At 45.8% G+C, this 23,843-nt stretch carries 24 protein-coding genes; 11 read left to right on the top strand and 13 right to left on the bottom strand.

Annotated elements, in window-relative coordinates:
• Window positions 1–9: 9 nt before the first annotated feature.
• The 4 genes from B147_RS0115710 (at window position 10) to B147_RS0115695 (ending at window position 3,570) form a co-directional block, all read left to right on the top strand.
• Window positions 10–1,074 carry a substrate-binding domain-containing protein gene (locus B147_RS0115710; RefSeq protein WP_020588153.1) on the top strand — a complete coding sequence of 355 codons (1,065 nt, stop codon included), beginning with the start codon at window positions 10–12 and terminating at the stop codon, window positions 1,072–1,074.
• 59 nt (window positions 1,075–1,133) lie between these two features.
• Entirely contained in the window at window positions 1,134–1,991 is an 858-nt protein-coding gene (gene pstB, locus B147_RS0115705; RefSeq protein ID WP_020588152.1) for a phosphate ABC transporter ATP-binding protein PstB, read from the top strand.
• A 291-nt stretch (window positions 1,992–2,282) separates the two neighbouring features.
• A complete protein-coding gene (locus tag B147_RS0115700; RefSeq protein WP_020588151.1) occupies window positions 2,283–2,744 on the top strand; it encodes a ferritin family protein in 462 nt (153 codons plus the stop codon).
• A 34-nt stretch (window positions 2,745–2,778) separates the two neighbouring features.
• A complete protein-coding gene (locus B147_RS0115695) occupies window positions 2,779–3,570 on the top strand; it encodes an exodeoxyribonuclease III (protein ID WP_026259687.1) in 792 nt (263 codons plus the stop codon).
• Window positions 3,571–3,737: 167 nt separating this feature from the next.
• On the opposite strand, the gene B147_RS0115690 is transcribed toward B147_RS0115695, so the two are convergent.
• Window positions 3,738–4,067: a ferredoxin-thioredoxin reductase catalytic domain-containing protein gene (locus B147_RS0115690; protein ID WP_020588149.1), complete on the bottom strand. Its 330-nt coding sequence runs from the start codon at window positions 4,065–4,067 to the stop codon at window positions 3,738–3,740.
• On the bottom strand, window positions 4,064–4,327 hold the full coding sequence (locus B147_RS0115685; RefSeq protein WP_020588148.1) for a glutaredoxin family protein: 264 nt from the start codon (window positions 4,325–4,327) through the stop codon (window positions 4,064–4,066). Before B147_RS0115685 ends, B147_RS0115690 begins: the two co-directional genes overlap by 4 nt.
• Window positions 4,328–5,075: 748 nt before the next feature.
• Here B147_RS0115685 and B147_RS0115675 point away from each other — a divergent pair.
• The 5 genes from B147_RS0115675 (at window position 5,076) to B147_RS0115655 (ending at window position 9,738) form a co-directional block, all read left to right on the top strand.
• Entirely contained in the window at window positions 5,076–5,303 is a 228-nt protein-coding gene (locus B147_RS0115675) for a hypothetical protein (RefSeq protein ID WP_020588146.1), read from the top strand.
• Window positions 5,304–5,372: 69 nt separating this feature from the next.
• Window positions 5,373–5,753, top strand: coding sequence for a desulfoferrodoxin (locus B147_RS0115670; RefSeq protein WP_020588145.1), 381 nt, complete (start codon window positions 5,373–5,375; stop codon window positions 5,751–5,753).
• Between the two features lie 472 nt (window positions 5,754–6,225).
• Window positions 6,226–7,647, top strand: coding sequence for a TIGR01777 family oxidoreductase (locus tag B147_RS0115665; RefSeq protein WP_033397517.1), 1,422 nt, complete (start codon window positions 6,226–6,228; stop codon window positions 7,645–7,647).
• Entirely contained in the window at window positions 7,644–8,756 is a 1,113-nt protein-coding gene (locus B147_RS0115660; RefSeq protein WP_020588143.1) for a hypothetical protein, read from the top strand. Before B147_RS0115665 ends, B147_RS0115660 begins: the two co-directional genes overlap by 4 nt.
• Complete coding sequence (locus tag B147_RS0115655; RefSeq protein WP_020588142.1) at window positions 8,746–9,738, top strand: DHH family phosphoesterase; 993 nt, start codon at window positions 8,746–8,748, stop codon at window positions 9,736–9,738. Before B147_RS0115660 ends, B147_RS0115655 begins: the two co-directional genes overlap by 11 nt.
• A gap of 60 nt (window positions 9,739–9,798) precedes the next feature.
• Here B147_RS0115655 and B147_RS33540 read toward each other — a convergent pair whose 3' ends face one another.
• The 9 genes from B147_RS33540 to nhaB all read right to left on the bottom strand — a co-directional run bounded on the left by B147_RS33540 (window position 9,799) and on the right by nhaB (window position 17,762).
• On the bottom strand, window positions 9,799–10,020 hold the full coding sequence (locus tag B147_RS33540) for a rubredoxin (protein WP_020588141.1): 222 nt from the start codon (window positions 10,018–10,020) through the stop codon (window positions 9,799–9,801).
• 125 nt (window positions 10,021–10,145) lie between these two features.
• Window positions 10,146–10,307: a rubredoxin gene (gene rd, locus B147_RS0115645; protein WP_020588140.1), complete on the bottom strand. Its 162-nt coding sequence runs from the start codon at window positions 10,305–10,307 to the stop codon at window positions 10,146–10,148.
• A gap of 81 nt (window positions 10,308–10,388) precedes the next feature.
• Complete coding sequence (gene cydB, locus B147_RS0115640) at window positions 10,389–11,417, bottom strand: cytochrome d ubiquinol oxidase subunit II (RefSeq protein WP_020588139.1); 1,029 nt, start codon at window positions 11,415–11,417, stop codon at window positions 10,389–10,391.
• 14 nt (window positions 11,418–11,431) lie between these two features.
• On the bottom strand, window positions 11,432–12,742 hold the full coding sequence (locus B147_RS0115635; protein ID WP_020588138.1) for a cytochrome ubiquinol oxidase subunit I: 1,311 nt from the start codon (window positions 12,740–12,742) through the stop codon (window positions 11,432–11,434).
• 503 nt (window positions 12,743–13,245) lie between these two features.
• Window positions 13,246–13,449, bottom strand: coding sequence for a DUF6485 family protein (locus B147_RS0115630; protein ID WP_020588137.1), 204 nt, complete (start codon window positions 13,447–13,449; stop codon window positions 13,246–13,248).
• 1 nt (window position 13,450) lies between these two features.
• Window positions 13,451–14,029, bottom strand: a complete 579-nt coding sequence (locus B147_RS0115625) for an HD domain-containing protein (protein WP_020588136.1) — start codon at window positions 14,027–14,029, stop codon at window positions 13,451–13,453.
• A 32-nt stretch (window positions 14,030–14,061) separates the two neighbouring features.
• Window positions 14,062–14,493 carry a PaaI family thioesterase gene (locus B147_RS0115620; protein ID WP_020588135.1) on the bottom strand — a complete coding sequence of 144 codons (432 nt, stop codon included), beginning with the start codon at window positions 14,491–14,493 and terminating at the stop codon, window positions 14,062–14,064.
• Between the two features lie 155 nt (window positions 14,494–14,648).
• On the bottom strand, window positions 14,649–15,782 hold the full coding sequence (locus tag B147_RS0115615) for a DUF362 domain-containing protein (protein ID WP_020588134.1): 1,134 nt from the start codon (window positions 15,780–15,782) through the stop codon (window positions 14,649–14,651).
• Between the two features lie 369 nt (window positions 15,783–16,151).
• Window positions 16,152–17,762, bottom strand: coding sequence for a sodium/proton antiporter NhaB (gene nhaB, locus B147_RS0115610; RefSeq protein ID WP_020588133.1), 1,611 nt, complete (start codon window positions 17,760–17,762; stop codon window positions 16,152–16,154).
• Between the two features lie 363 nt (window positions 17,763–18,125).
• Here nhaB and B147_RS0115605 point away from each other — a divergent pair, with 363 nt between their 5' ends.
• On the top strand, window positions 18,126–19,901 hold the full coding sequence (locus tag B147_RS0115605) for a putative Na+/H+ antiporter (RefSeq protein ID WP_033397515.1): 1,776 nt from the start codon (window positions 18,126–18,128) through the stop codon (window positions 19,899–19,901).
• A 148-nt stretch (window positions 19,902–20,049) separates the two neighbouring features.
• On the opposite strand, the gene B147_RS0115600 is transcribed toward B147_RS0115605, so the two are convergent.
• Window positions 20,050–20,745 carry a hypothetical protein gene (locus B147_RS0115600; RefSeq protein WP_020588131.1) on the bottom strand — a complete coding sequence of 232 codons (696 nt, stop codon included), beginning with the start codon at window positions 20,743–20,745 and terminating at the stop codon, window positions 20,050–20,052.
• Window positions 20,746–20,771: 26 nt separating this feature from the next.
• A complete protein-coding gene (gene fusA / locus B147_RS0115595; RefSeq protein ID WP_020588130.1) occupies window positions 20,772–22,859 on the bottom strand; it encodes an elongation factor G in 2,088 nt (695 codons plus the stop codon).
• Between the two features lie 318 nt (window positions 22,860–23,177).
• On the opposite strand from fusA, the gene rsmG reads away from it, so the two are divergent.
• The gene (gene rsmG, locus B147_RS0115590) at window positions 23,178–23,840 is read left to right on the top strand and encodes a 16S rRNA (guanine(527)-N(7))-methyltransferase RsmG (protein ID WP_020588129.1); all 663 of its coding nucleotides are present in this window, start codon (window positions 23,178–23,180) and stop codon (window positions 23,838–23,840) included.
• Window positions 23,841–23,843: the final 3 nt, after the last annotated feature.

The following is a 23,843-nucleotide window of genomic DNA, read 5'->3' as shown; positions in this document are numbered from 1 at the left end:
GAGTTACCCATGAAAAAAATGATTTTCACTTTGATTGCCCTGGTTTACCTGTTGATTTTTGGCATGGCCCAGGCCGGAGCCGATGCCGCAAGGGACTATATTTCCATTGTCGGATCCTCAACGATTTATCCTTTTGCCACTGTTGTTGCAGAAAATTTTGGAAAAAAGACCCGTTATAAAATTCCAAAAATTGAATCCACAGGGTCCGGCGGCGGACATAAGCTTTTTGGCGCCGGTATTGGTGTAAAGTATCCGGATATTACCAACTCTTCCTCCCGGATTACAAAAAGTCAGCTAAAAAAAGACTTCAAAAACGGTGTAAAAGAGATCGTTGAGGTGAAAATCGGCTATGACGGTATTGTTGTTGCAAATTCCAGGCAGGCCCAGGTGTTAAGGCTGACCCGGAAAGATCTGTTTCTCGGTCTGGCGAAGCAGGTTCCTGTGGCGGGGGATACGGGCACTTTGCAACCAAATCCCTACAAAACCTGGAAGCAGATAAATCCATCTCTTCCTGATATCAAGATTGAAGTGCTTGGGCCGCCTCCCACATCCGGTACCCGTGATGCATTTATGGAGTTGGCCATGGAAGGCGGTGCAAATGTATTTACATGGATAGCGAATCTGAAAAAAACCGATAAAAAAAGATACAAGATAATCTGTAATACCATTCGAGAAGACGGCGCCTATATTGAAGCCGGGGAAAATGATAACCTGATCGTGGAAAAGTTGATTAAATCCCCTGAATCCTTAGGCGTTTTGGGCTTTTCTTTCCTGGACCAGAACACGGATACGATCCAGGGTGCTTTTATTGACGGGGTGCAACCTACATTTGAGTCCATATCCGATGGGTCCTATCCCCTGTCCCGACCCTTATATTTTTATATTAAAAAGGCCCATGTCGACAATATCCCAGGTATGCGGGCGTATCTGGCTGAGTTCACCAGTGAAAATACCTGGGGCGATGAAGGGTATCTGACAACTAAGGGGTTGATTCCCATGTCCGGGGAGGAACGGCGGCATTATAGAAAAATTGTTGAAGAACTTATCCCTTTAACTTTGGATGATCTCAATTAAGGGCCACATAAATGTTAAACCCCACCGTATGGTTTCCATGGCCCGAAGGATAAATAAAAATGAATGAAAAACAAACAACCGGTCATCCGCCTATAAGGCCCGGACGTCGTCCGCTGGTTGAGCGGACAGAGCGGGCAACCGTGGGGCGGGCCTCGCTTGAAGATCCCAGAATGAGTTGCCGGAATGTGTCGGTATTCTACGACTCTAAAAAAGCCATCAGCAATATTACCCTGGATATCGGACGCAACGAAGTGATTGCCATGATTGGACCTTCCGGGTGCGGTAAATCGACCTTTCTGCGGTGCCTGAACCGGATGAACGATACCATTGACGGATGTCTTGTGACCGGGCAGGTCATCATGGACGGGAAAAATATATATGACGACGACGTGGATGTGGTACCGTTAAGGGCCCAGGTGGGTATGGTTTTTCAAAAGCCCAACCCCTTTCCCAAATCCATTTATAACAACATTGCCTATGGTGCAAGAATCCACGGTCTTGTCCGGAACCGGGAAGAGACCGACGAACTGGTTGTGGGCGCTTTGAAAAGAGCAGGGCTTTGGAGTGAAGTCAAGGACCGGCTGGAAATGCCGGGGACCAGTCTGTCCGGCGGGCAGCAGCAACGTCTTTGTATTGCAAGGGCCATTGCGATTAACCCGGAGGTGATTCTCATGGATGAACCCTGTTCCTCCCTGGACCCCATTGCCACGGCGATTATCGAAGAACTTATTGATGAACTTAAACAAAATTACACCATTGCCATTGTGACCCACTCCATGCAACAGGCATCCCGGATTTCCCAGCGAACGGCCTATTTCCACCAGGGAGATCTCATCGAGATCGGGCCTACGGAGCAAATCTTTTTAAATCCGCTGCACCAGCTCACCGAAGATTATATCACCGGGCGGTTCGAATAACGATTGAAATGGGTAAAACGGCAACTCAAGATTCCCCAATGTGTGACACAACTTTGCCTGAGACAAAAACGTGTGAAACATGTTTTTTGAACATGTTTTTGTCTTAATCACCATACAGCGTATCCGGTACTCTATGATATCATTGTTAAATGTGATACAGTGCAGGATACTATTTGACCTTTCCAAATTAGATGGTATAAAATTTGCTGATTTTGGGTAAGCATACGGCATGAAAATGATTTAGTGGATATTGATCCAAAGCACAACACCAGTAAAAGGAGGTAAGAACAAATGAATTTTAAATCCGTGGATGAGATATTGGAATTTGCCATTGACAGAGAAAAGGAAGCTGTAGAATTTTATGCGTCTCTTGCCGAGGAGGCGCCCTCTAAAGCACTGAAGCAGACCTTCATTGATTTTTCAAAAGAAGAAGGAAAACATGTGGCGCTGCTTTCGGATATCTCCGGAAATAAGGCTATGATTGACAGCTATGAGCTCAAAAAGATCCCCGATCTTAAAATAAGCAACTACATGGTGGATACAAAATATGAAAAAGGCATGCCCATGCCTGAAGTTTTGAAACTTGCCATGAAAAGAGAGGAAAAATCAGTCAAGCTGTATCAGGTTTTAGGGGACAAGACCGATAACGCTGATGCAAAAAAGCTGTTTCAGATTCTTGTGCAGGAAGAGTCCAAGCATAAACTTGGCCTGGAATCCATGTATGATGATTATCTGGCTGACAATGAAGGATAATTTCTGATCCTTGCAAGCCAAAGAACAGGCCATCATGGGTGAAAAAAAACAATTAAAGCTGATTTCATGGAATGTGAATGGACTTCGTGCGGTTTTGAAAAAAAAATTTTTTGATTCCGTAGCCGGCATGGACCCGGACATTCTCATGCTCCAGGAGACAAAACTTCAGGAGGATCAGCGCAGTGACCGGATGATTCGCTTTGATGACTATGAAAGTTTCTGGAACTATTCAACCGTCAAAAAAGGGTACTCCGGTGTAGTGTCATACACACGGATTACACCGGATGCTGTGACAACGCAGTTTGGAAAGAGCGAGTATGACGGTGAAGGCCGGATCATAAGAATGGATTTTGAAGCGTTTGTTTTGTTTAACATCTATTTTCCCAACGGCCAGATGAACGATGAAAGACTTTCCTATAAATTGGCGTTTTATGACTGGTTTCTTGATTATGCCCAAAAATTAAGAGATGAAGGAAAATCAATCATCGTAACCGGTGACTTTAACACGGCCCACAATGAAATCGATTTGAAAAATCCGGGGCCTAACGCCAAAAGATCCGGTTTTTTGCGTATTGAGCGGGATGTGTTGGATAATATGGTGGATAGGGGATATGTAGATACCTTCCGCCATTTCTACCCTGAAACGGTGAAATATTCATGGTGGTCCTACCGTTTTAACGCAAGAAAAAATAATGCGGGGTGGCGCATTGACTACTTTTTTGTCACCCGAGATCTCATTGAAAACGGTGTTGTAAAAGACGCATTCATTGATAATGATATCTTTGGTTCTGATCACTGCCCTATCGGATTGATGATCGAAGTGTAGGCGCGTTAACCACGCCTTTTAATTTAAAATGCCCTGCCCGATACAACTTTGTATCGGGCAGGGCATTTTTTAGTGTTTGAACGAAAAGTCACCCATCTGCCGCGTTGCAGAAAAATTTGCATGTGGGCAACTTTTCGTCCAAACACTGGCCTTGGTTCAGTCTCGACTTATAATATTTTTTCTGGGGGTCTTCTTTCCGGGACAAACTCAGGTTCCATCTCAAGATTGTTCACCTTTTCCGATACATAAAGTCCGCAATAACAGGCCCCAAATTCTTCCATATCCGGCTTACGGTATACACAGGGACAGATAATGTCCTTGTCGTGTTCCCTGTCTCCGCAGGCCAGGCGGCATGGGCAGGCCATGTAGCCGTATCTCTGCCTGTTAAGCTGCAGGCTTTCCAGCAATTCAAAGACCAGGTCCTTATCCTTGTTAAAATAAGCCCCCTGTTTCTCCTGTGATTTTTTCAGTGCATCGTAAAGTTGTTCTGTGTTCATTTGTTTATTCCCAATGCTTTTTTAATATCATTTTGCTTATTTCCAACAATAACAGTGTGTTTATCGATTTCAATGGTGGGAAAAGAGCACCTTGGGTTTAATTCTTTGATCTCCTTGAGAAGTTTTTTGCGTTCATCCCCCTTGAAGTCGTCAACCTGTACGTATTCGTATTCAATGTTGCATTCGTCCAACAGTTTCCTGGCGGCTTTGCAGTGGCTGCATGTACTTAATCCGTATATTTTGGGGATACAATTGTCCATTTAAATTTTTCTCCTTCGGTCAGTATGTCAAATTTCTAACTATCAAATTCAGCCTATCGAATTTAGTTAAAGCATATAATATGCCTCTATAAAATTTAATGTCAACGTGCAATATTTCAACTGTTGACGTTTATAATCTAATCCGGCAGTAACAGGCGGCTAATCTGATATGGCTTGATGGACTGTTGCTTATATCTTTACAGATACATCTTTGAACACCTTGAGGACGAATTATACTTTACGCGAGTCCCAATGTCGCCGATTGCCGAACTATGCGCCAACGCTTTGTTTCGCAAGGTTATATCAATGGGTTAAAAAAAGATAAAAGAGCGCGGGCAACCACAGGCGTGTAAATGGATTGCTGTCTTCGCAAGATGGCGGATTTGGGTGATATCCTCAATGTAAAAAAATGTTTTTTATCTTGCTTTTTATTTTTGTATCTTGTTATATTCGTAAAAATTCTTCCGATAATGATCAAATAATAAAAACTTACGAAAATTATTTTATAGACAGTTGGAATATGTATCGTCAATGAGATGTTTTGATGAGACATATATGTATTAACGCCTTTCCTTTAAGGCGACCTTGATAACTGATTTTTCCGAACAAATATGATTATCGGTAATATACTGGTACTAAATCGCAAATAAATAAATGATGGTATTGTTTTTGCAGCATTTCTGCATTAGATTAATTATCGGGTTTGGGTGTCTTTGATCAATCCCGGTTAAACCAAGGAGGCAAAAAGATGACTAGAGCGATTGCATATCAGAAGGCTGAAATCCGGTCAGAAAAAAAACGGGCTCCTTTTTATGGTGCGATTAAGTCTGAAAATGAGTTTTATTTTCAAATAGCCTCATTATTCCGGGAGGCGACCAAAGGCCGCGGACAGTTATCAGGGCAAATGCTTGAGCAGATGCTCAAGGCAAAAGCAGCAGACCGCTCTGTGGAAAAATCTGTCTACAGCCCATATTGATGGCAGGGTCAAAAACTGGCTCTCACAGACAGCGTTTCATAAACTTTTAAAACAAAAGGAGTGTTATCAATGGCTGAAAAAATGGGAATTTATAAATGTCAAAAATGCGGCAATATTGTTCAGGTTCTTCATGGGGAACAACCGCCGGCAACCTGCTGCGGAAAACCCATGGATCGCCTGGTGGCAAATACTGTTGATGCCGCTAAAGAAAAGCATGTTCCCGTAATCGAAAAAATTGAAGGTGGATACAAAGTGTCTGTGGGCAGCGTTGCCCATCCCATGACAAAGGAACACTGGATCGAATGGATTGAACTTGTATCCTGTGACGGTGCATATGTTCAGCGTATGATGCTGGCCCCTGATTTGGCACCGGAAGCCGTTTTCAAATGTGACGCAGACAAGGTTGAGGCCATGGCCTACTGCAATCTTCACGGGCTGTGGAAAGCTTAAAATTTCTTAGAATTAATCATTATTTTGAGTGAAACCGGCAATTATAAGAACACAATCCGCTGGTTTCCAAAATGTAAAAAGGCCTGCTGTCTTTGTTTTAAAGACGGCGGGCCATTTTTTTTATATGAAAGTCTGAGTAAGTCACTCAGATCTTTCAAGCTTTGTTGTGGGCTATGCCTGGCAGTTGATATGTCAGGTCGGCCATGGCCGTCAGTCGCTTGCTATACGTTTGATAAAGCATATCTCCTCGTTAACCGTCAGCTTTTTTTACATGTCGGCAATTTTGTTGTTCCTGGGTATCTTCCATTTTTTCTTTATTAACATTCGGGCTATTCGATAAAATGATTTTAACTTGTAAGAGATTTCCTATAACATGAACCCTGTAAAGGCATTAAATGGGTTCCCGCCTTCCGGGTAACCGGTCAAAATGATAGACTTTATGGCTGTGGCAAAAATTAAGGACTTAGATTTTATGACTAAAAAAGTGTTTATTCGAAAAACCACAATCAACGCTCCTGTTTCCACTGTCTTTGCCTGGCATGCAAAAGATGGTGCCATCAACCGGCTTACGCCGCCATGGGCACCGCTGGCATTAGTGGCTAAAAAGGGCAGGGGCATTGACAAAGGCGTTGAAGTCATATTCAAAATAAAAATTTTGGGGATTCCCATGAAATGGCAGGCCCGGCATATTGATTACAAAGAAAATGCAATGTTCCGGGACTACCAGGTTAAAGGCCCTTTTGCCCTCTGGGAGCACAGCCATCTGTTTCATGAAAAATCAATGGATGTAACCGTGATGGAGGATCAAGTCCGGTTCAGGCTCCCCCTTGGAATTTTCAGCCTTCCCTTTTACGGATATGCCAAGAGCCAACTGGAGCGTATTTTTTTCTATCGGCATCAGGTGCTCAAATATGATATGGAGAACCGGGTGGGAAAAATACAAAAACAACGGATTCTGATATCAGGCGGGTCAGGTGCCATTGGAAAGGCCTTGGTCTCTTTTTTAAAAACCTGTGGGCATGAGGTGGTCCGTCTGGTGCGGGCTACCCCATCGCGTAATCAAGTTGACCGGTCAGAGGAAGTGTGCCTCTGGGACCCCTACAAAAATATTTTAGATATGGATGCAATCGGGCCGGTTGATGCGGTAATCAATTTAAACGGGGTGGATATTTCAAGGGGAAGATGGACCATAGGTCAGCGTGCCAAAATTATGAATTCACGGGTGATTCCCACCCAAGTGCTTGTTGAAAAAATGAAACGAATGGCCCACCCGCCGGCTACTTTCATTTCCGCTTCTGCCATTGGATTTTATGGTGATGCCGGGCGCAGCACACTGACAGAAAAAAGCGGGACCAAGGATTGCTTTATATCCCGGGTTTGCCGTCAGTGGGAAGATGCTTCCCTTGGTGCCGTAAAGGCCGGTATTCGTACGGTACAACTGCGAATCGGTGTGGTGCTGACCCCAGCCGGCGGGGCCCTTGAACGTATGTATCCGCCTTTTTTAATGGGACTTGGTACCCGGCTGTCCCACGGTGGGCAGTACATGAGTTGGATCGGCATGGAAGATGTTCTGGGCGGTATTCTTCATATCCTTGAAAATAAAGAAATCAGTGGCCCGGTAAATCTTACCGCGCCGAAACCCGTGACCAATGGTGAATTCGCCCGTACCCTGGCACGGGTGTTGGGGCGCCGTGCGCCCTTTGTGCTTCCAAAGGCGTTGGTGTTGGCTCTTTGGGGGGAGATGGGAAAGGAAACCTTGCTGGCTTCGGCCAGGGTTATGCCTGAAAAATTAATTGAAAGTGGCTATCAATTTGTGCATCCCAGGCTGGAAATGGCCCTGGGCCATGTGCTGGGTAGGGTTGCCGCAAAAAAACAGATGGAAGAATGTAAATGACGATTCGATTAAAGGCTTTATTCTCCTCTTTAATGATATTGGCTCTGGGGCTGGGATATACTGATATCTATTTCCCTGTGGATGATTTGAGTTTTGAACGCCTGCACATATTTTTATTTAATCTGTGCTCCGGCGGCACGATTCTTTTGTATTACACTGAACGGCAGATCAAAGTATCCAGCCGTGTGAAGCTGTTTTTTGTGCTTTCCCTGGTCTATGCGTTTAGCGCATTTTTCAAGTGGTATCCGCTTACATTATCGGTCTCTGTGGTCCTCTGGGGCTTGGTGGAAAGAATACGCATCAACAAATTTTCCATTGTGCCCTATCAATTTTTTTTGCCGGGGGTATCGGTGTCTGAAAAATTTCACCAGGCATCCTTATGGTGCCTGTCCATCGGCATTGCCATGGCGTCGGTGGTGATCATCAACAACGAATATACCCATTGGGTGCACATGGAGAAGCTGACCCTGAATACCTTTTTTTTAGGGTATTCGTTTCCTTTGTCTTTGGTTACCCTGTCCCTTGTTTTCAGTATGCTCAAAAAGATTGAAGGCCCCAAAAGCAAATCCATCATGGAGTTATGTTTCTGGACCATTACGCTGGGGGTGATCGTATTTTTTATTTTCATTTTATTCGAAAAATTTTTGCCCCAGATTTTTGTAACCGCTGCATTGTTCACAGCTGTTGTCATTGTTTTTATGTTATATTACACCTTTGCTGACAATATGCAGCAGAAAAAGTTTTTAACCTCGGGGATTGGATTTCTCATTGTCACGGCAGTGACGGGCATTGCCTATATCTGTTTACAGATGCAGGACGGATATGACCCTTTGAAGACCAAGTGGCTGCTGCACATCCATGTGTTTGCATCCCTTTACGGTTGGAACCTTTGCGGTCTGGCAGTGCTCTGCCGGTTTGATGATTTTCCCATCAGGCTTCACTCGACAACCGTGATCATGGTACACTGGCTTACGGCATTAGTGCTGGCGCCCCTGGGTATTTTTCAGGGATGGTTTGCGGTACTGGCTATAGCCGGCTATGCATTTATTACCTTGACTTTGTTTTTTTCAGGAAACGGACAAGACGGACAAATTAGTTATGAGCAGTAACCGAGAAAAAATTAAACAGTTTCTGTCCCATTTTTCAGGGAACTGCAGGGTGCTTGTCATCATTAATGCAGACCCTGATGCCATTGCATCCGCCATGGCAGTGAAACGCATTCTATGGCGACGGGTCAGTGAGGTCGTGATGACATATTTTAATCAGATCACCCGTCCGGACAATCTGGCCATGATTGAGTATACCGAAGCCGGAATGATACCCCTGGCTGATGTGGACAGGTCTTTGTTTGATAAATTTGTGGTGGTGGATTCTCAACCCGATCATAATGAAAATTTTTCCGGTATTGAGTATGACGCCATCATTGATCACCATCCATTGTCCTGCAATGATGGCGCTTTTGTGGATATCCGGCCTGATTACGGGGCCTGCTCTACCATGTTCACCGAATATCTGCGCAGCTTGAATGTAAAGCCGTCGGCTAAATTGGCTTCCGCCCTGATGCTGGGGATAAAAACGGATACGGCCAATTTTACCCGCCAGGCCTCTTCCAGGGATATCAGGGCTTTTCAGTTCCTGTACAAATATGCGAATATGAATATTGTCACCAAGGTGGAGCGGGCCTATATGACGGAATCCGATCTGGATTTTTTGGGCAATGCCATAAAAAGCAGGATAATCCGGGACAACCGGGCCTTTTATCATGCCGGAACCATTAGCAAACCCGATGAGTTGGTGGTGGTTGCCGATTTTTTTCTATCCATTGCCGGGGTAAATTGGAGCATCGTTTCCGGGGTGGTGAATAAGAAGCTGATTGTGATCCTGCGTAATGATGGATTACGTAAAGGCGCCGGAAAGACCGCCCAAGAAGCATTCGCCAAATTCGGATCTGCCGGGGGGCATAAAACCATGGCCAGGGCTGAACTGGATATTTCCCTGATTCGCAAAGAGATCAAGCTGGTAAATCAGAAGGCGCTGACCCAGTGGGTGATTGAACGGATCACACAAACCGCAGGAAAAAAGATTGAATAGCCGGAACCGGTGTTGAATGTTTTGTACTGTTCCCGGACCCAGGCAGGTCCGGGCAGGGCGTTATGCTTCTTTCCTAAATTCGCCTTTGGGCTCGCCGCATACAGGACAGCTCCAGTCTTCGGGAAGATCTTCAAAGGCTGTGCCGGGATCAATGCCGTTGCCGGGATCGCCTTTTGCCGGATCGTATACATAGTCACAGGGCCGGCTTGCTCCCGGGCTGCCGTCACATCCAGGTGCATCGTCATACACGTAGCCATTAGGGCCGCATTCATATTTATCCATATCTTTTCCTTATTCCACCATTTAGAGAACAACAACGCCGGTTGGCAATAAATTGCAACCGGCGTTGGATGGTTTACGCCATTTCCGGACTTGCCTATGATCCGAAACAGGTCCGGGGCAGGGCGTTATTCTTCTTTTTCAAATTCGTCTTTGGATGCGCCGCATACAGGACAGACCCAATCTTCGGGAAGGTCTTCAAAGGCCGTGCCGGGATCAATACCGCCGTCCGCATCGCCTTCTGCCGGATCATACACATAACCACAGGGGCCACATACATATTTGTCCATATTTTTTTCTCCTTATTTACTTTTGTCGGTTTTATAAATACAAGCTTAATCCAATATTAAACCTGCAAATGGGTATTATACTTAATAAGCTTCATCCATGTCCAGATCTTCGTCGGAAACAGGGTCCTTGAACAAATGATAGGACCAGGTCTGATATGCAATTACTAGGGGAATAAAAATTGCCACCACGCCGAGCATTATTTTAAGGGTCAAGGGGCTTGAAGATGCATTCAATGCAGTCAAGGTCCAGGCAGGGTCCATGCTGGAAGGAAACAATGCCGGATACAGACCGCAGATGCCGAAAAATGTGCATCCCATAATGGTCAGGGCTGATGCAAACCAGGCGCTGAACCAAGCCTTTTGGGCAGTAAAGTACCGGGCGGAAAGCAATGCTGCCACCGCCACGAAGATAACTAAGAACAGGGCCGGGGACTTGATGTAATTGTCATAGAGGCTGGTTGCAAAAAATGAGGCAATGAGAAAAATCACGGCCACAGGCACAAGCACCATCCAAGTTTTGGCCGCAATTTTGGCAAACCGTTCCTGAAGTTCCCCTGTGGCCTTGATGGTCATCCAGTTGGCCCCATGAAGCATAAACAGCAGGACAAACAATACGCCGCCTAAAAGGCCATAAGGGTTGAGCAGCTTTAAGGTGTTGCCGTGGTATAGTCCCTGGTTGTCAAAGGGAATGCCTGCAAAAATATTGGCAAATGCCACCCCGAACAAGAGCGCCGGGAAAAAAGAGCCTATAAAAATCAGGGTATCCCATGTTTTTTTCCAGCCCGGGCTTTCAATTTTACCCCTGAAGTGCATGGCCACGCCCCTGAAGATCAATGCAAATAGAATGAGCAACAGCGGGGTGTAGAGGGATGAAAACATGGTGGCATAGACTTTGGGGAATGCGGCAAAGGTTACGCCGCCGGCCGTAATCAGCCACACTTCATTGCCGTCCCATAGAGGGCCTTTGGCATTGAGCATGACCCGTTTGTCCCGGTCGGTTTGTCCGGCAAAGGGATAGAGGATGCCGATGCCGAAATCAAATCCGTCCGTGAGGAAAAAAATCGCCCAAAGAAGTCCCCATAGAAAAAACCATATTGTTTGAAGTTCCATTTGTTCTCTCCTCCTTATGCAGTAGCGGCCTCAGGGCCTTCTTTAACGGATTTGGCGATCAGGTAGAACCCCACAGCCCCAAGCAGGCCATAGACCAGGATGAATGCCGTAAGTGATACCATAACCTGGGTTCCTGCAATGGGGGATGCCGCATCTGCCGTGCGCATCAGATTGTAAACAATCCAGGGCTGGCGCCCCACTTCAGAAACCACCCATCCCATTTCCATGGCAATATAGGGCAAAGGAATGGAAAGCATCATAATTTTTAGAAAATTGGGGCTTTCCAGCAGTTTGTTGCGCCGTATCCATCCGTAAATCATAAGAAGAATAAACAGGGTACCAAGCCCTACCATGGTCCTGAAACCGACAAATGTCGGGAGTACCGGCGGACGGTCCTCCTTGGGAATGTCTCGTAATCCGATAACCTCGGCATTAAAATCATGGAACCCAAGGAAACTTAATAAGCCCGGAATGGCGCCGATTTCGATCTTATTTTTTTCTTGGGTTTCATCGGGGATGGCAAACATGACAATGGGAGCCTGGGTCATGGTTTCCCAGTGGGATTCCATGGCAGCCAGTTTGGCCGGCTGGGTTTTGGATACGTTAACGCCGTGCATATCTCCGGTTAACCCTAAAGCTATCGAACTGACAAGGCCGACAACCAGAGCGATCCTGAAAGATTTTAAAAAGATCTCCGTATGCTGTTTTTTCAGCAGATGGTAGGCGGAGATGCCCATGACAAAAAAGGCGCCCAAAAGCAGGGATGCCGGTACCACATGAATGATTTCCAACAGTCCGTGTTTGTTGGTGATAACCGCCAGAAAATCCGTGAGTTCCGCACGCCCGTTTCTGATCGTATAGCCTACGGGATTTTGCATGAACCCGTTGGCGATGAGAATCCAGACGGCACTGAAATTTCCCGCGATTGCCACCAGCCACATTACAATGGCATGGGCCTTGGCTGAAATCTTTTTCCAGCCGAAAATCCAGATTCCGATAAATGTGGATTCGAGAAAAAAGGCGGCCGATGCCTCAATGGCCAGAATGGAACCAAACACATCCCCCACATACTCGCTGTACCGGGACCAGTTGGTGCCGAATTGAAATTCCAGAGTGATGCCGGTGACAACGCCCAGGGCAAAATTAATTAAAAATAGCTTGCCCCAAAATTTGGTCATCCTCAAATAATTTTTATCCCCTGACCAGGCATACTTGGTCTCCATGTATGCGATCAAAATGGACAGACCTAGGGTCAATGGAACAAAAAGAAAATGGAACATGGTTGCTGCTGCAAACTGCAGTCTGGACAGAAAAACCGGATCCATAAATTCCTCCAGGTTAGAAGTTGAATAAAAAGGTTATCTTAACGGTTATTGCATCTAAAATTTGATTTTCCATTGCTTGCTCCTTAAAATTTAAAGTTGTCTTGATTAACTTGCTTTAAGGCATTGAGCAAGTAACATGCCAGTTTTCAGGTTGTGTTGAATTGATACCGAAGATCTTTGTGAATTTTGTTGTCAGCATACCGGAATGTTTCCGGATTTTCAAGTGGATGCCGACGCATTGAAAATCATTTTTTGATATCTGTATCTATGTCGAACATACTTGAATTTTAACTGAGACGAAACTGTTTCGATGATTTGAGACAATCATGTTGTACAAAGAATTTCTACTGAAAGAACATCGACAAAATTAAAGGGCGCACAATCAAACGAAGCGCCCTGGCAAGTAAACAGGCCGGCTATACCACCGGCCTCTATTTTGATCGGCGGCGATGGTTTCCCCGGTCTCATGTGACCGTGGTGCTCAATTACGCTGCTCCCTGGTTTTATACCTTCCCCTCACCGACCAGGCGGGCAAAATGCTCATAACTGCGATCATAGGTTCGCTCGGCGTTGTCAGGAAATACACAGGCCGGAAGTTGACGCATCCTCATATGATACCGGATACATTCGCAGCATATACCTTTTCTTGAGCAAGGCTCATAGCTGCAGTTGCACTGTTCGAGATTTTTATCTTGCTTACATTCCATATTATGCGTCTCCTTTTAATCCTATTTCAACGGCTACCTCACGCATCCCCATAATCGTATCCGTAATCAGTTCACCCAGTTCAACCCCCAACATATCGGCGCCTTTCTGGATAATTGATCGATCAACGCGCGCCGCGAATCTTTTGTCTTTCCATTTTTTTTTAACTGATTTCGCTTTCATGTCCATGACGCTCTTTGAAGGCCTGACCAGCGCTGAAGTCGCCACCAACCCGGTGAGCTCGTCAACGGCAAAAAGCGTTTTTTCCATGGTGCTTTCGGGCTTGACATCCGTACAAATCCCCCATCCATGGCTGACCACGGCACGAATCAAATCCGTTGGCCAATCGTTTTCCTTTAGAATCTCTTCGGTCTTTTTGCAGTGCTGATCAGGAAACTGTTCATAATCGAGGTCGTGGATCAAGCCCACAACACCCCATGTATCCTTATTTTCGCCATATTTTCCGGCCATGTAACGCATCACGCCTTCGACGGCAAATGCGTGCTTGATAAGGCTGTCACTCGTGTTGTAACGTTTTAGAAGCGCCAAGGCTGCGTCACGTGTAGGTATTGGGCTGCTCATCATGTCTCCTTGTTAATGTTAAGCGTTTTCGGTCAGTGAAGGACCGATTGCCCTTGCGGGGTGCTTTTTCCATTTTTAGACGATTCTGCCGTATGGAAGATTTTGAACGTACCCAACGCCTTGGCAACCAGTTTTTCATCATTCCAAACCTCCCCTTCACAGAAGCACATTCGCCCTGAATGATGTAAAAGACGACCCTTCGCAGTCACACGTTGACCGATCCGGCCGCCTGGTTGAAAAAAACTGACTTTGATCTCAATGGTCGCGGCCCCGCTCTCTTCCGGATCCGCTGAGCGTGCAGCACGTGCCATACAGACATCCAATAACGTCATTGTCACACCACCGTGCATGGATCCCCAGGATGTACTGTGTTTTTCTGTTAAATCAATGGCCAGCTCTGATTCACCGTCTTTGGCATAAAGGACTTCAAGGCCGATTTCTTCTAAAAAAGGATATCTTCTCATATGTCTGTTCCTGATTTAATGTAAATCCAAAATTAACGGATTTTGTAAGCACTATGGGTGTAACTTAACTTTCCAATAATGGCCACAAATATTGAAGGTAACCAAATCCATAAAATTTCGTTTTTCAAAATAGCAATACCTTTTCCACATTTCTGCTATTTAACTTTAATCAGTTCGTACGACCGGGTACCCAGGCCAATTTTTTCGGCATGTTCCATGCAACTTTGCCATTCAGATTCTGGCCGGTTATTTGTAAAATGATCGTGATGGTCATGGAAGTCAGGCTTGGCCAGGTTTTCGGCCAGCTGACTGCCGGGCAGGGGATCTGCCGCCATACAGGCGTCTATACAGGCCTGGTCCAGGGCCAGGGGGTCCATGGAGGCAAACATGCCCAGATTGGGCAGTATGGGTACATCGTTTTCTCCGTGGCAGTCACAGTTGGGGGAGACGTCCACCACCAGGGAAATATGAAAACAGGGGCGCCCGTCCACCACCGCTTTGGTATACTCGGCCATGCGGCGGTTCAGCATCTCCACGGCAGCGCTGAAGTCAAAGGAAATGGCGTCAAAGTTGCACGCCCCCAGACAGCGGCCGCAGCCCACGCAATTTTCCTGGTTTACCTGCATTTTTTTATTTTCTTCATCGAAGTCCAGCCCGTTGTTGGCGCACTCCTTTTGGCAGGCCAGACAGCCCCGGCACAGGTCCTCGTTGATCTGGGCTTTACTGCTGCTGTGCTGCTCTGTTTTTCCGGCCCTGGAGCCGCATCCCATGCCGATGTTTTTGATGGCCCCGCCAAATCCGGTGACTTCGTGCCCTTTAAAATGGGTGAGACTGATGAAGACATCTGCATCCATGACGGCTCGCCCGATTTTGGCCTCCTTGACATACTCGCATCCGGTCAGGGGTACGTTGATGTCATCGGTTCCCTTAAGGCCATCGCCAATGAGGATGGGACAGCCCACGGTCAATGGGGTGAAACCGTTTTCCCAGGCACATTCCAGGTGCTCCAGGGCATTTTTCCGGCTTCCGGGATACATGGTATTGCAATCGGTTAAGAAGGGTTTACCCCCCAGTTCCTTGACCACGTCCGCCACGGCTCTGGCATAGTTTGGCCGAAGATAACTGATGTTCCCCATTTCTCCGAAATGAAGCTTGATAGCAGCAAACTTGCCGTCCATATCCATATCCCCGATTCCTGCTTTTTTGATGAGTTTTTTCAGTTTTGTCGGCAGGCCGTCACCAAACGCCTTTGTACGAAAATCCGTAAAGTAAACCTTTGCTTTTTCCATGTTTGCTTTTCTCCTTTTAGTTTTTGTACGAACCCTGCGGGTTTTGGCGGTATCAATATTGAGCTGTGAATTGTATTTTATCTTTTGAATGCTTCCAGTTTTTCCCAAGTTTTCTTAACATACACTAATTGACGGTTGGAAAGATAGCCTGATCGTTTTCTATAATTGCCTGATTGTCCAAAGATTTAATAAGTAAAAAAGGTGTGCCCAATGCAGTAGATACTGCATTGGGCACACCTTTTCGTCTTTATTTATCTTTTATAAGAGAATCTGTGTAACTAACACCGATTTCTCAACTTTCGTTTTGGGCTGAGTCTGGGTGTTGATAGACCAGACCAGCCCATGACTGTTATCTAATATGTATGCATATTATAAAAACAGGTAACAAGCAACAAGACCTGTTATCGACATGGTAATGGTGTATGGCAGCGCAAGCCAAACCATCCGGCCATAGGAGAGTCTGATGACGGGTGCCAAAGCTGAAGTCAGCAAGAAAAGGAAAGCAGCCTGACCATTTGGCGTTGCCACACTTGGAATGTTGGTGCCGGTATTAATTGCGACGGCCAGGTGGTCAAAATGCTTGATAATTTCACTTGCTTTGGCAGCAGCTTCTGCAGGAAGTGAAGCCAATACGTCAGCCCGGACAAGTTCCGGGTTGGTCAGTTTATCCATCAGCTCCTGCCCGGTCATGCCAATATGGGGGATCTGTCCCAGCATATTGACGAAATGCATCTTTGTCTCCGTAATATATACGGTGGCAACAAAGACGTTGTCAGAAATCGCGGATAATAAACCGTTTGCAATATAGTATGCCCCAAGCTGGAGATGACCATGAAGACTGAGAACAAAATGCATGATGGGGTGGAAAAGGTGTTGTTCGTGAATAACAGCAACAATTGAGAAAAAGACAACCAGCAGCGCAGTAAACGGCAGGGCTTCCGTAAATGCATGTCCAAACTGGTGTTCGTCGGTAATCCCGTTAAAAGAGGTCAGGAATATGATAACAGATAGACCAATCAGACCTACAGCGGCAAGATGGAAGGCAAGTGCAAGGATCAGCCAGATACCGCCTATGGCCTGAATGACAAGTCTGGCCTTGAGTTTACTTCCTCCTTTTTCTTCCATTTTAACTGCGGTTTCCAGCAGGTGGGAACGGATATTGCCGGGCAGTTCAACGCCATAGCCGAACCAATGCATTTTCTCCAGTCCATAACAGGTCCCAAGCCCGATAATGAGGACAGGGATGGAGACCGGTGCGACTTCCAGAAAGAACTCAACAAAGTGCCAGCCCATCTGGTGGCCGATCAGCAGGTTCTGGGGTTCACCAACCAGGGTACAAACACCGCCCAGGGCGGTACCCACGGCACCGTGCATCATGAGGTTACGCAAGAACCCACGAAATTGAACCAGGTCGTCCCGTTTTGCAATTTGGCATGCGTTATCGTCGGTGAGATCATGTTCGCAGGAGCTATCTTTTCCAGAGGCATAACGGTGGTAAACATTGTAAAAACCATAGGCAACGGCGATGATTACCGCTGTAACAGTTAACGCATCAAGGAAAGCGGACAGAAAAGCGCCGGCAAAACAGAACAGCAAAGAAATAATGATTTTAGACTGCACCTGCACAAGTATCCGGGTGAAGGTGAATTGCAAAAATTCCTTCATGAAATAGATGCCTGCAACCATAAACATCAAAAGAAGGATAACCTCAAAGTTAGCCAAAGCTTCGTGGTAAACGGTTTCGGGCCTGGCCATACCCAGGATAATGGCTTCAATGGCCAGAAGACCGCCTGAAGGCAGCGGATAGCATTTCAGTGCCATGGCCAGGGTAAAAATGAATTCTCCAATGAGCACCCAGCCCGTAATGAAAGGGCCTGAAGTCACAAGGAGAATGGGGTTGATAATTAGGAACACTATAATAGCAAGCTTGTACCATATGGGAGCATTCCCTAAAAAATTTTTTACAACGGCGTTGAACATGGTTGGATCCTCACAATTATTATTAGGAACAACAGGTTATAAATTATACATTTGTTACAAAATATGGCTTCTAACATCCTATTTGCAAAAATTCAACACATTATTCAATGCTGGTCTATTAATTTAGGTTTTTATCAAAGTATATGGGTTTCTGATGATCCTCCTGCTCCACCAACGATCCATTCCAATTGGATTTCCATGGACCTTTTTCAACAAAAAAGCTCTTTGTATTCCTTTCTTGTCAAATCACGCTAAACGGGATAGATTATTTTACTTGAATCATAGAATATGTAACTCTTTTTATGGGCTATTTAAATTATTGAATATCTGGAACTTGAAGTGAGAAAGATAGTGATGGAATTTATGAAAGTACGATTTGCAATCATCTTTTTATTCTTTGTGTTTCTATCCACTGCCTTTGCCTATGCAGCAGGGGGCTCTGACGCTCCTAATTCCCCTGTTAATTTCCCGCCAAGTTTTGGTAGTTACCAAGATGCTGACATCAATGGGGTGGCCGCAATTCTTAAGCACCGTATCAGCCATACTCCATTTAATCTTGTGGCCTCCTTAATTTTTTTGGCCGCCATTCTACACACCTTTCTCAGCAGTAAATTTCTCTACTACGCACATAAATGGAAAGCCGAACACCAAAAAAAAATTGAAGCCGGGAGGGCGTTGGAAAATTCTACAAGAATCCGTGCAGAGATTTTTCACTTTCTTGGTGAGGTTGAGGTTATCTTTGGCCTTTGGGCCGTAGTGCTGACTGCTGCAATTGTTCTTTTCTATGACTGGGGCACCTTTGTCAGCTATATAAGCAGGGTTAATTACACAGAGCCGATGTTTGTCGTGGTCATCATGACCCTTGCTTCCTCCCGCCCTATTTTGATTTTTTCAGAAAAAATAATGAGCCGTGTTGCAGGGATTTTTAAAAGTACATTGGCGGCCTGGTGGCTGACAATTATGACCATAGGGCCGATTCTAGGCTCATTTATCACCGAACCTGCAGCAATGACAATTTCGGCCATGCTGCTTGCCCGCAAATTTTATGAACTTAAACCGGGTAAAGCACTTAAATACGCAACCATATCCCTTCTTTTTGTCAATATTTCGGTTGGCGGAACTCTTACCCATTTTGCTGCCCCACCGGTCCTTATGGTGGCAGCTCCCTGGGACTGGAACCTGCCTTTCATGCTCAGCAACTTTGGCTGGAAAGCGGTTATTGGTATTGTTCTATCCAACGTATTGGTCTTCATGGTGTTTAGAAAAAAACTTTTCACGCTTGAAAGAAAATTCAGGCTGTCCATGCTGAAAACTGAGATTAAGGAAAAATATATTCATAGTGATGCGCTCAAAAAAGACCTGAAGATGGCTGAACAGCGGATTGGGGATGATTTGCAGCAAGAATTTCAAAGAATTAAACATGCTGCCAGAGAGTCCACCATGACAATTTGTGAGATGGATGACACCGATTGCGCTTTGTTGGAGGAGACATTTGAGCAGGAGTTTGAAGACCTCAAGGTTCAACAAATGAGTGTTTCCGTTCCGGGTCTGCTTCCCAGGGATAAAAGGCCAAAACTCAACGACCCTAACTGGGATAACCGTTCCGGCGATGTCCCCGGATGGATTATCGCCGTCCATGTTGCTTTCATGGTATGGACCATTGCCAATGCCCACTATCCGGCTATTTTTGTTTCCGGCATGTTGTTTTTTGTCGGTTTTAGCCATGTTACCTGGCCATTTCAGAATAATATCAATTTGAAATCCCCGATGCTGGTCGGCTTTTTTCTGGGCGGGCTGGTTATCCATGGCGGTCTCCAGGGGTGGTGGATTGCTCCGGTGCTTGGCAGTTTAGGAGAACTTCCTCTCATGTTGAGTGCTACGGTGCTCACAGCCTTCAACGACAATGCCGCTATTACTTACCTGAGCACTCTGGTGCCCGGTTTCACCGACAACCTCAAATATGCGGTGGTGGCAGGAGCTGTTACCGGCGGCGGGCTCACCATAATTGCCAATGCACCGAATCCGGCTGGACAGGCTATTTTGAAAAATTATTTCAATAACGGCATCTCACCATTGCTGCTGCTCCTCTATGCACTGGTACCTACGATAATCATGGCCCTTTGTTTCCTTCTCCTATAACGGTCACGGACCGTCATTGGTCTTTGATTGAAACATCTCTAATGATGATGATTTGCTTAAGATAAAAAAAGCCGCAATCCCGTCTTGCCGGGTGTTGCGGCCTTTAAATGCTGTGATCTGTTCAGACGGTGTTATTGATGCAATTGATTTATTCTTCAGCCGGCATCAACGTGGCCGGATCCAGCAAAAGTTTCTGGTCCGTTCTGTCTCCGTCTTTAAGTACAATGGCTTGGATTCTATCTTCCTCCGTGGCAAGGAATACGGCTTTATCAAACAGTATGTCGTAATTTTCCAGTTGAACCGGATAGCCGTTTGGGTTAAGCGGTTCTTCCCTGTGGCTTTGCATGGAAAACCAGACGCAGATACCAAAGTCCTGTTGAAGCTGTTTTAAATCGGAAAGCACAGTTGAAAGGTCGGTATCAAAATCAAGGCCGTCAATGATAATCAGGGTCGGCAGGGTAAGGTCCGCCCCCTTAAAGCTGTTCAGGTAATCTCTGATTTTGTTTACATTAAATGTGGATTCGTTGTATGCAATACCTGTTTTGTGATGCTGTATCTCATCCCACAGACGTTCGGCAACCTGAGCGTCAACATAACCGATACTGTCGATAAGACTGGTGTAGCCTTCATTATATCTTATGGTTATTTTTTCTATGGTGTCACATAAGCTGATGTGAAGTACTTTTTCGTCACAAAGCAGACGTGTCAGGGCAATTTGGACCAGAAATCCGGTCTTGCCGACGCCAGCCCGGGAAAGTACTGCACCGAACTGACCATTCGTAATGTTGTCGGCACCAATGGTTTTTTCTGCCGGGCTTCTTAAAATGAGGTCATTTTTAAGCATGTTTCCTCTCTTATGTCAAAAAGGTCTTATTTGTTTTTGGCTGCTTTTTCTTCGGCTTTTTTCTTGGCAATCTCGTCTGCAATAGACTGGGGGGCCTGTTTATACGAGGAAAATTCCATCGTGAACTGGGCTTTGCCCTGGGTGGCGGATCTTAAAACCGTTGAAAAGCCGAACATGTCGGACAGCGGAACCTGGGATTCGATGACGGACATCACCCCTTCTTCCTGGGAACCCTGGATAATGCCCCGCCGTTGGTTAATCAGTCCCATGCAGGCACCCTGGAACTCATTGGGGGTTTCAATAACCACCTTCATAATCGGTTCCATGATAACAGGTTTTGCTTTGTTGTAAGCCTCCAGAAAACCGCCGCGTGCTGCTGACTGGAATGCCATTTCAGATGAATCAACGGCATGGTAGGCACCGTCTTCTAAGGTGACCTTGATGCCGGTGACCGGGAATTCAAGGCTTGGGCCCTTTACAAGGCAGCCTTCAAAACCTTTTTCACAGGCCGGAATATATTGTGTGGGGATGCGGCCGCCGGTGATCTTGTTTACAAATTCAAATTCTTCTTCAGTGGGTTCAATAAAACCTGCCACACGGCCAAACTGACCTGCACCACCGGTCTGTTTTTTATGGGTGTAATTGAAGGGTGCTTTTTTGGTAATGGTTTCCCTGTAAGCAACCCTGGGCTGGCCTGTGGCAACCTCGGCCTTGTATTCACGTTTCATACGTTCCACATAAACTTCTAAATGAAGTTCGCCCATACCCTGGATAATTGTGTCTCCGGTTTCATGATCCACATAGGTCTTGAATGTGGGGTCTTCCTTGGTGAATCTGTTTAAGGCCTTGGACATGTTGATTTGGGCTTTGTTGTCCTTGGGCGTGATGGACAAAGAAATAACCGGGTCCATAACATGCATGGCCATCATGGAGTAGTTGATATCCGGTGAAACAAAGGTGTCGCCCGACGCACAGTCAATGCCGAACATAGCACCGATATGACCGGCCGGAACGGCCTCCACGTCTTCCATCTGGTTGGAGTGCATGCGGATGAGTCGGCCGATTTTAACCTTTTTATGATCCCTGGCGTTGATCAGGGTGTCTCCCTTGTTAACACAGCCCTGGTAGACACGGATGTAGGTCAGCTGACCATATTGGCCGTCTTCCAGTTTAAAGGCCAGGGCCACGGTGGGTTTGTTAAAATCACTTTCTAAGATAACGGTTTCTTCGTTATTGTCCAGATCAATGGCCTCATTTTTAATATCCAGAGGGCAGGGCAGGTAATTGACAACAGCATTCAGCAGGGGTTGAACCCCTTTATTTTTGTACGCTGAACCCAGAAAAACAGGCGTCATTTCCCGGGCAATGGTGCCGATCCTGACTGCATGCATGATCATTTCTTCGGTGATTTCAGCTTCCTCAAGAACAGCGTCTGTCAGTTCTTCGGAGAATAGGGACACAGCGTCAAGCATCTCTTCCCTGGCTGCGGCGGCATCATCTTGCAGTTCTGCAGGGATTTCGGCCCCCACCATTTTTTCCCCGTTGTCACCTTCAAAATAATATGCTTTCATTTTCACAAGGTCGATAACGCCTTCGTGCTTATCTTCAAGACCTATGGGAAGTTGCAGCATCACTGAATTATGGCCGAGTTTATCCCGAAGCTGCTTGCAGACTTTAAGCGGGTTGGCGCCTGAACGGTCACATTTATTGACAAACGCAATACAAGGGACTTCGTAGCGTTTCATCTGCTGGTCAACGGTAATGGACTGGGACTGTACCCCGGATACCGAGCACAGGATAAGCACAACACCGTCCAGAACCCGCAAGGACCGTTCCACCTCCACGGTGAAATCCACATGGCCCGGTGTGTCAATAATATTAACGGCATGGTTGTCCCATTCACAGTGGGTGGCGGCAGAAGCAATGGTAATGCCCCTTTCCTTTTCCAGTTCCATAGAATCCATGACAGCCCCTGTGCCGTCCTTGCCCCTTACTTCGTTGATTTTATGGATTCGGTTGGTATAAAAAAGAATCCGTTCAGTAAGCGTGGTCTTACCGGAATCAATATGGGCACTGATTCCAATATTTCTAACCCGTTTAAGATCTCTGATCATTTTGTCTTGTCCTTAAAAATAAAAAAATCCTTTGAAACCAATAATAGGCAGCGCGACCATTGCCAAAGGCGCAGCCGTTATGTTTCATACTATAGTTTTATTATGATCTTGTTAAATTATCCTAAGAATATATAAAATATCAAATAAAATAGAAAAAGATAAAATACACTATTTTTCAGATAAAATCAAATAAAATTATGTTTTATTGTTGAATTTCAGGAAGACAGATTATAAGATTGACCGAAAATTTTATCCTTTATGGAAAGGATAAAGCCAATCAGCGTGTATTTTTAAAAACATAATGGGTCATATATATAAATGAAGGAATTTTGTCATTACCTCGAAAAGGGTGCTGATGTCCTTGGGTTGAGTCTGTCACCGGAGCAGGTGGGTCTGCTGGCTGCCCATGCCCGGGAATTGATACGCTGGAATGCCAAAATAAACCTAACCGCCATAACGGATATTCAGCTTGTGGCCTATAAACATTTTTTGGATGCCCTGGCTGCGGCCAGGTTCCTGGACCGGCCGTCACGGATAATGGATATGGGTTCAGGTGCAGGCTTTCCTGCCGTCCCCATGAAAGTCATCTGCCCGGACCTTGATGTCACCATGGTGGATGCGGTGAGAAAAAAGGTCAGCTTTCTAAACCATGTGGTACGTACCTTAAGGCTTAACAATATCAGCGCGCTGCATGCAAGGGTGGAAGATCTTGCCAAGGATTCCGGGCAGTTGCAAATGTATGATGCCGTCACGGCCAGGGGCTTTGCAGATCTTGGAAAACTTGCAGGGCTTGCCGGTCCCATGTTGGCACCTGGTGGCAAAATTTATGCCCTGAAAGGGGTGCATGCCTCAGAAGAAGTCACTTCTGAGCTTACGAAACAGTTTCATATTACACATAGATCTTATACCCTGCCTGTTGTGGAAGCCCAAAGGGTTGTGGTTATTCTTGAAGCCCGTCAGACTCATGCGTCAGCACTGTAAATT

Origin of the sequence: Desulfobacter curvatus DSM 3379 (genome assembly GCF_000373985.1) — a bacterium.
Classification (GTDB): domain Bacteria; phylum Desulfobacterota; class Desulfobacteria; order Desulfobacterales; family Desulfobacteraceae; genus Desulfobacter; species Desulfobacter curvatus.
Note: the sequence above shows the minus strand (reverse complement) of the source record. Positions and strands in the feature narration are given on the sequence as shown.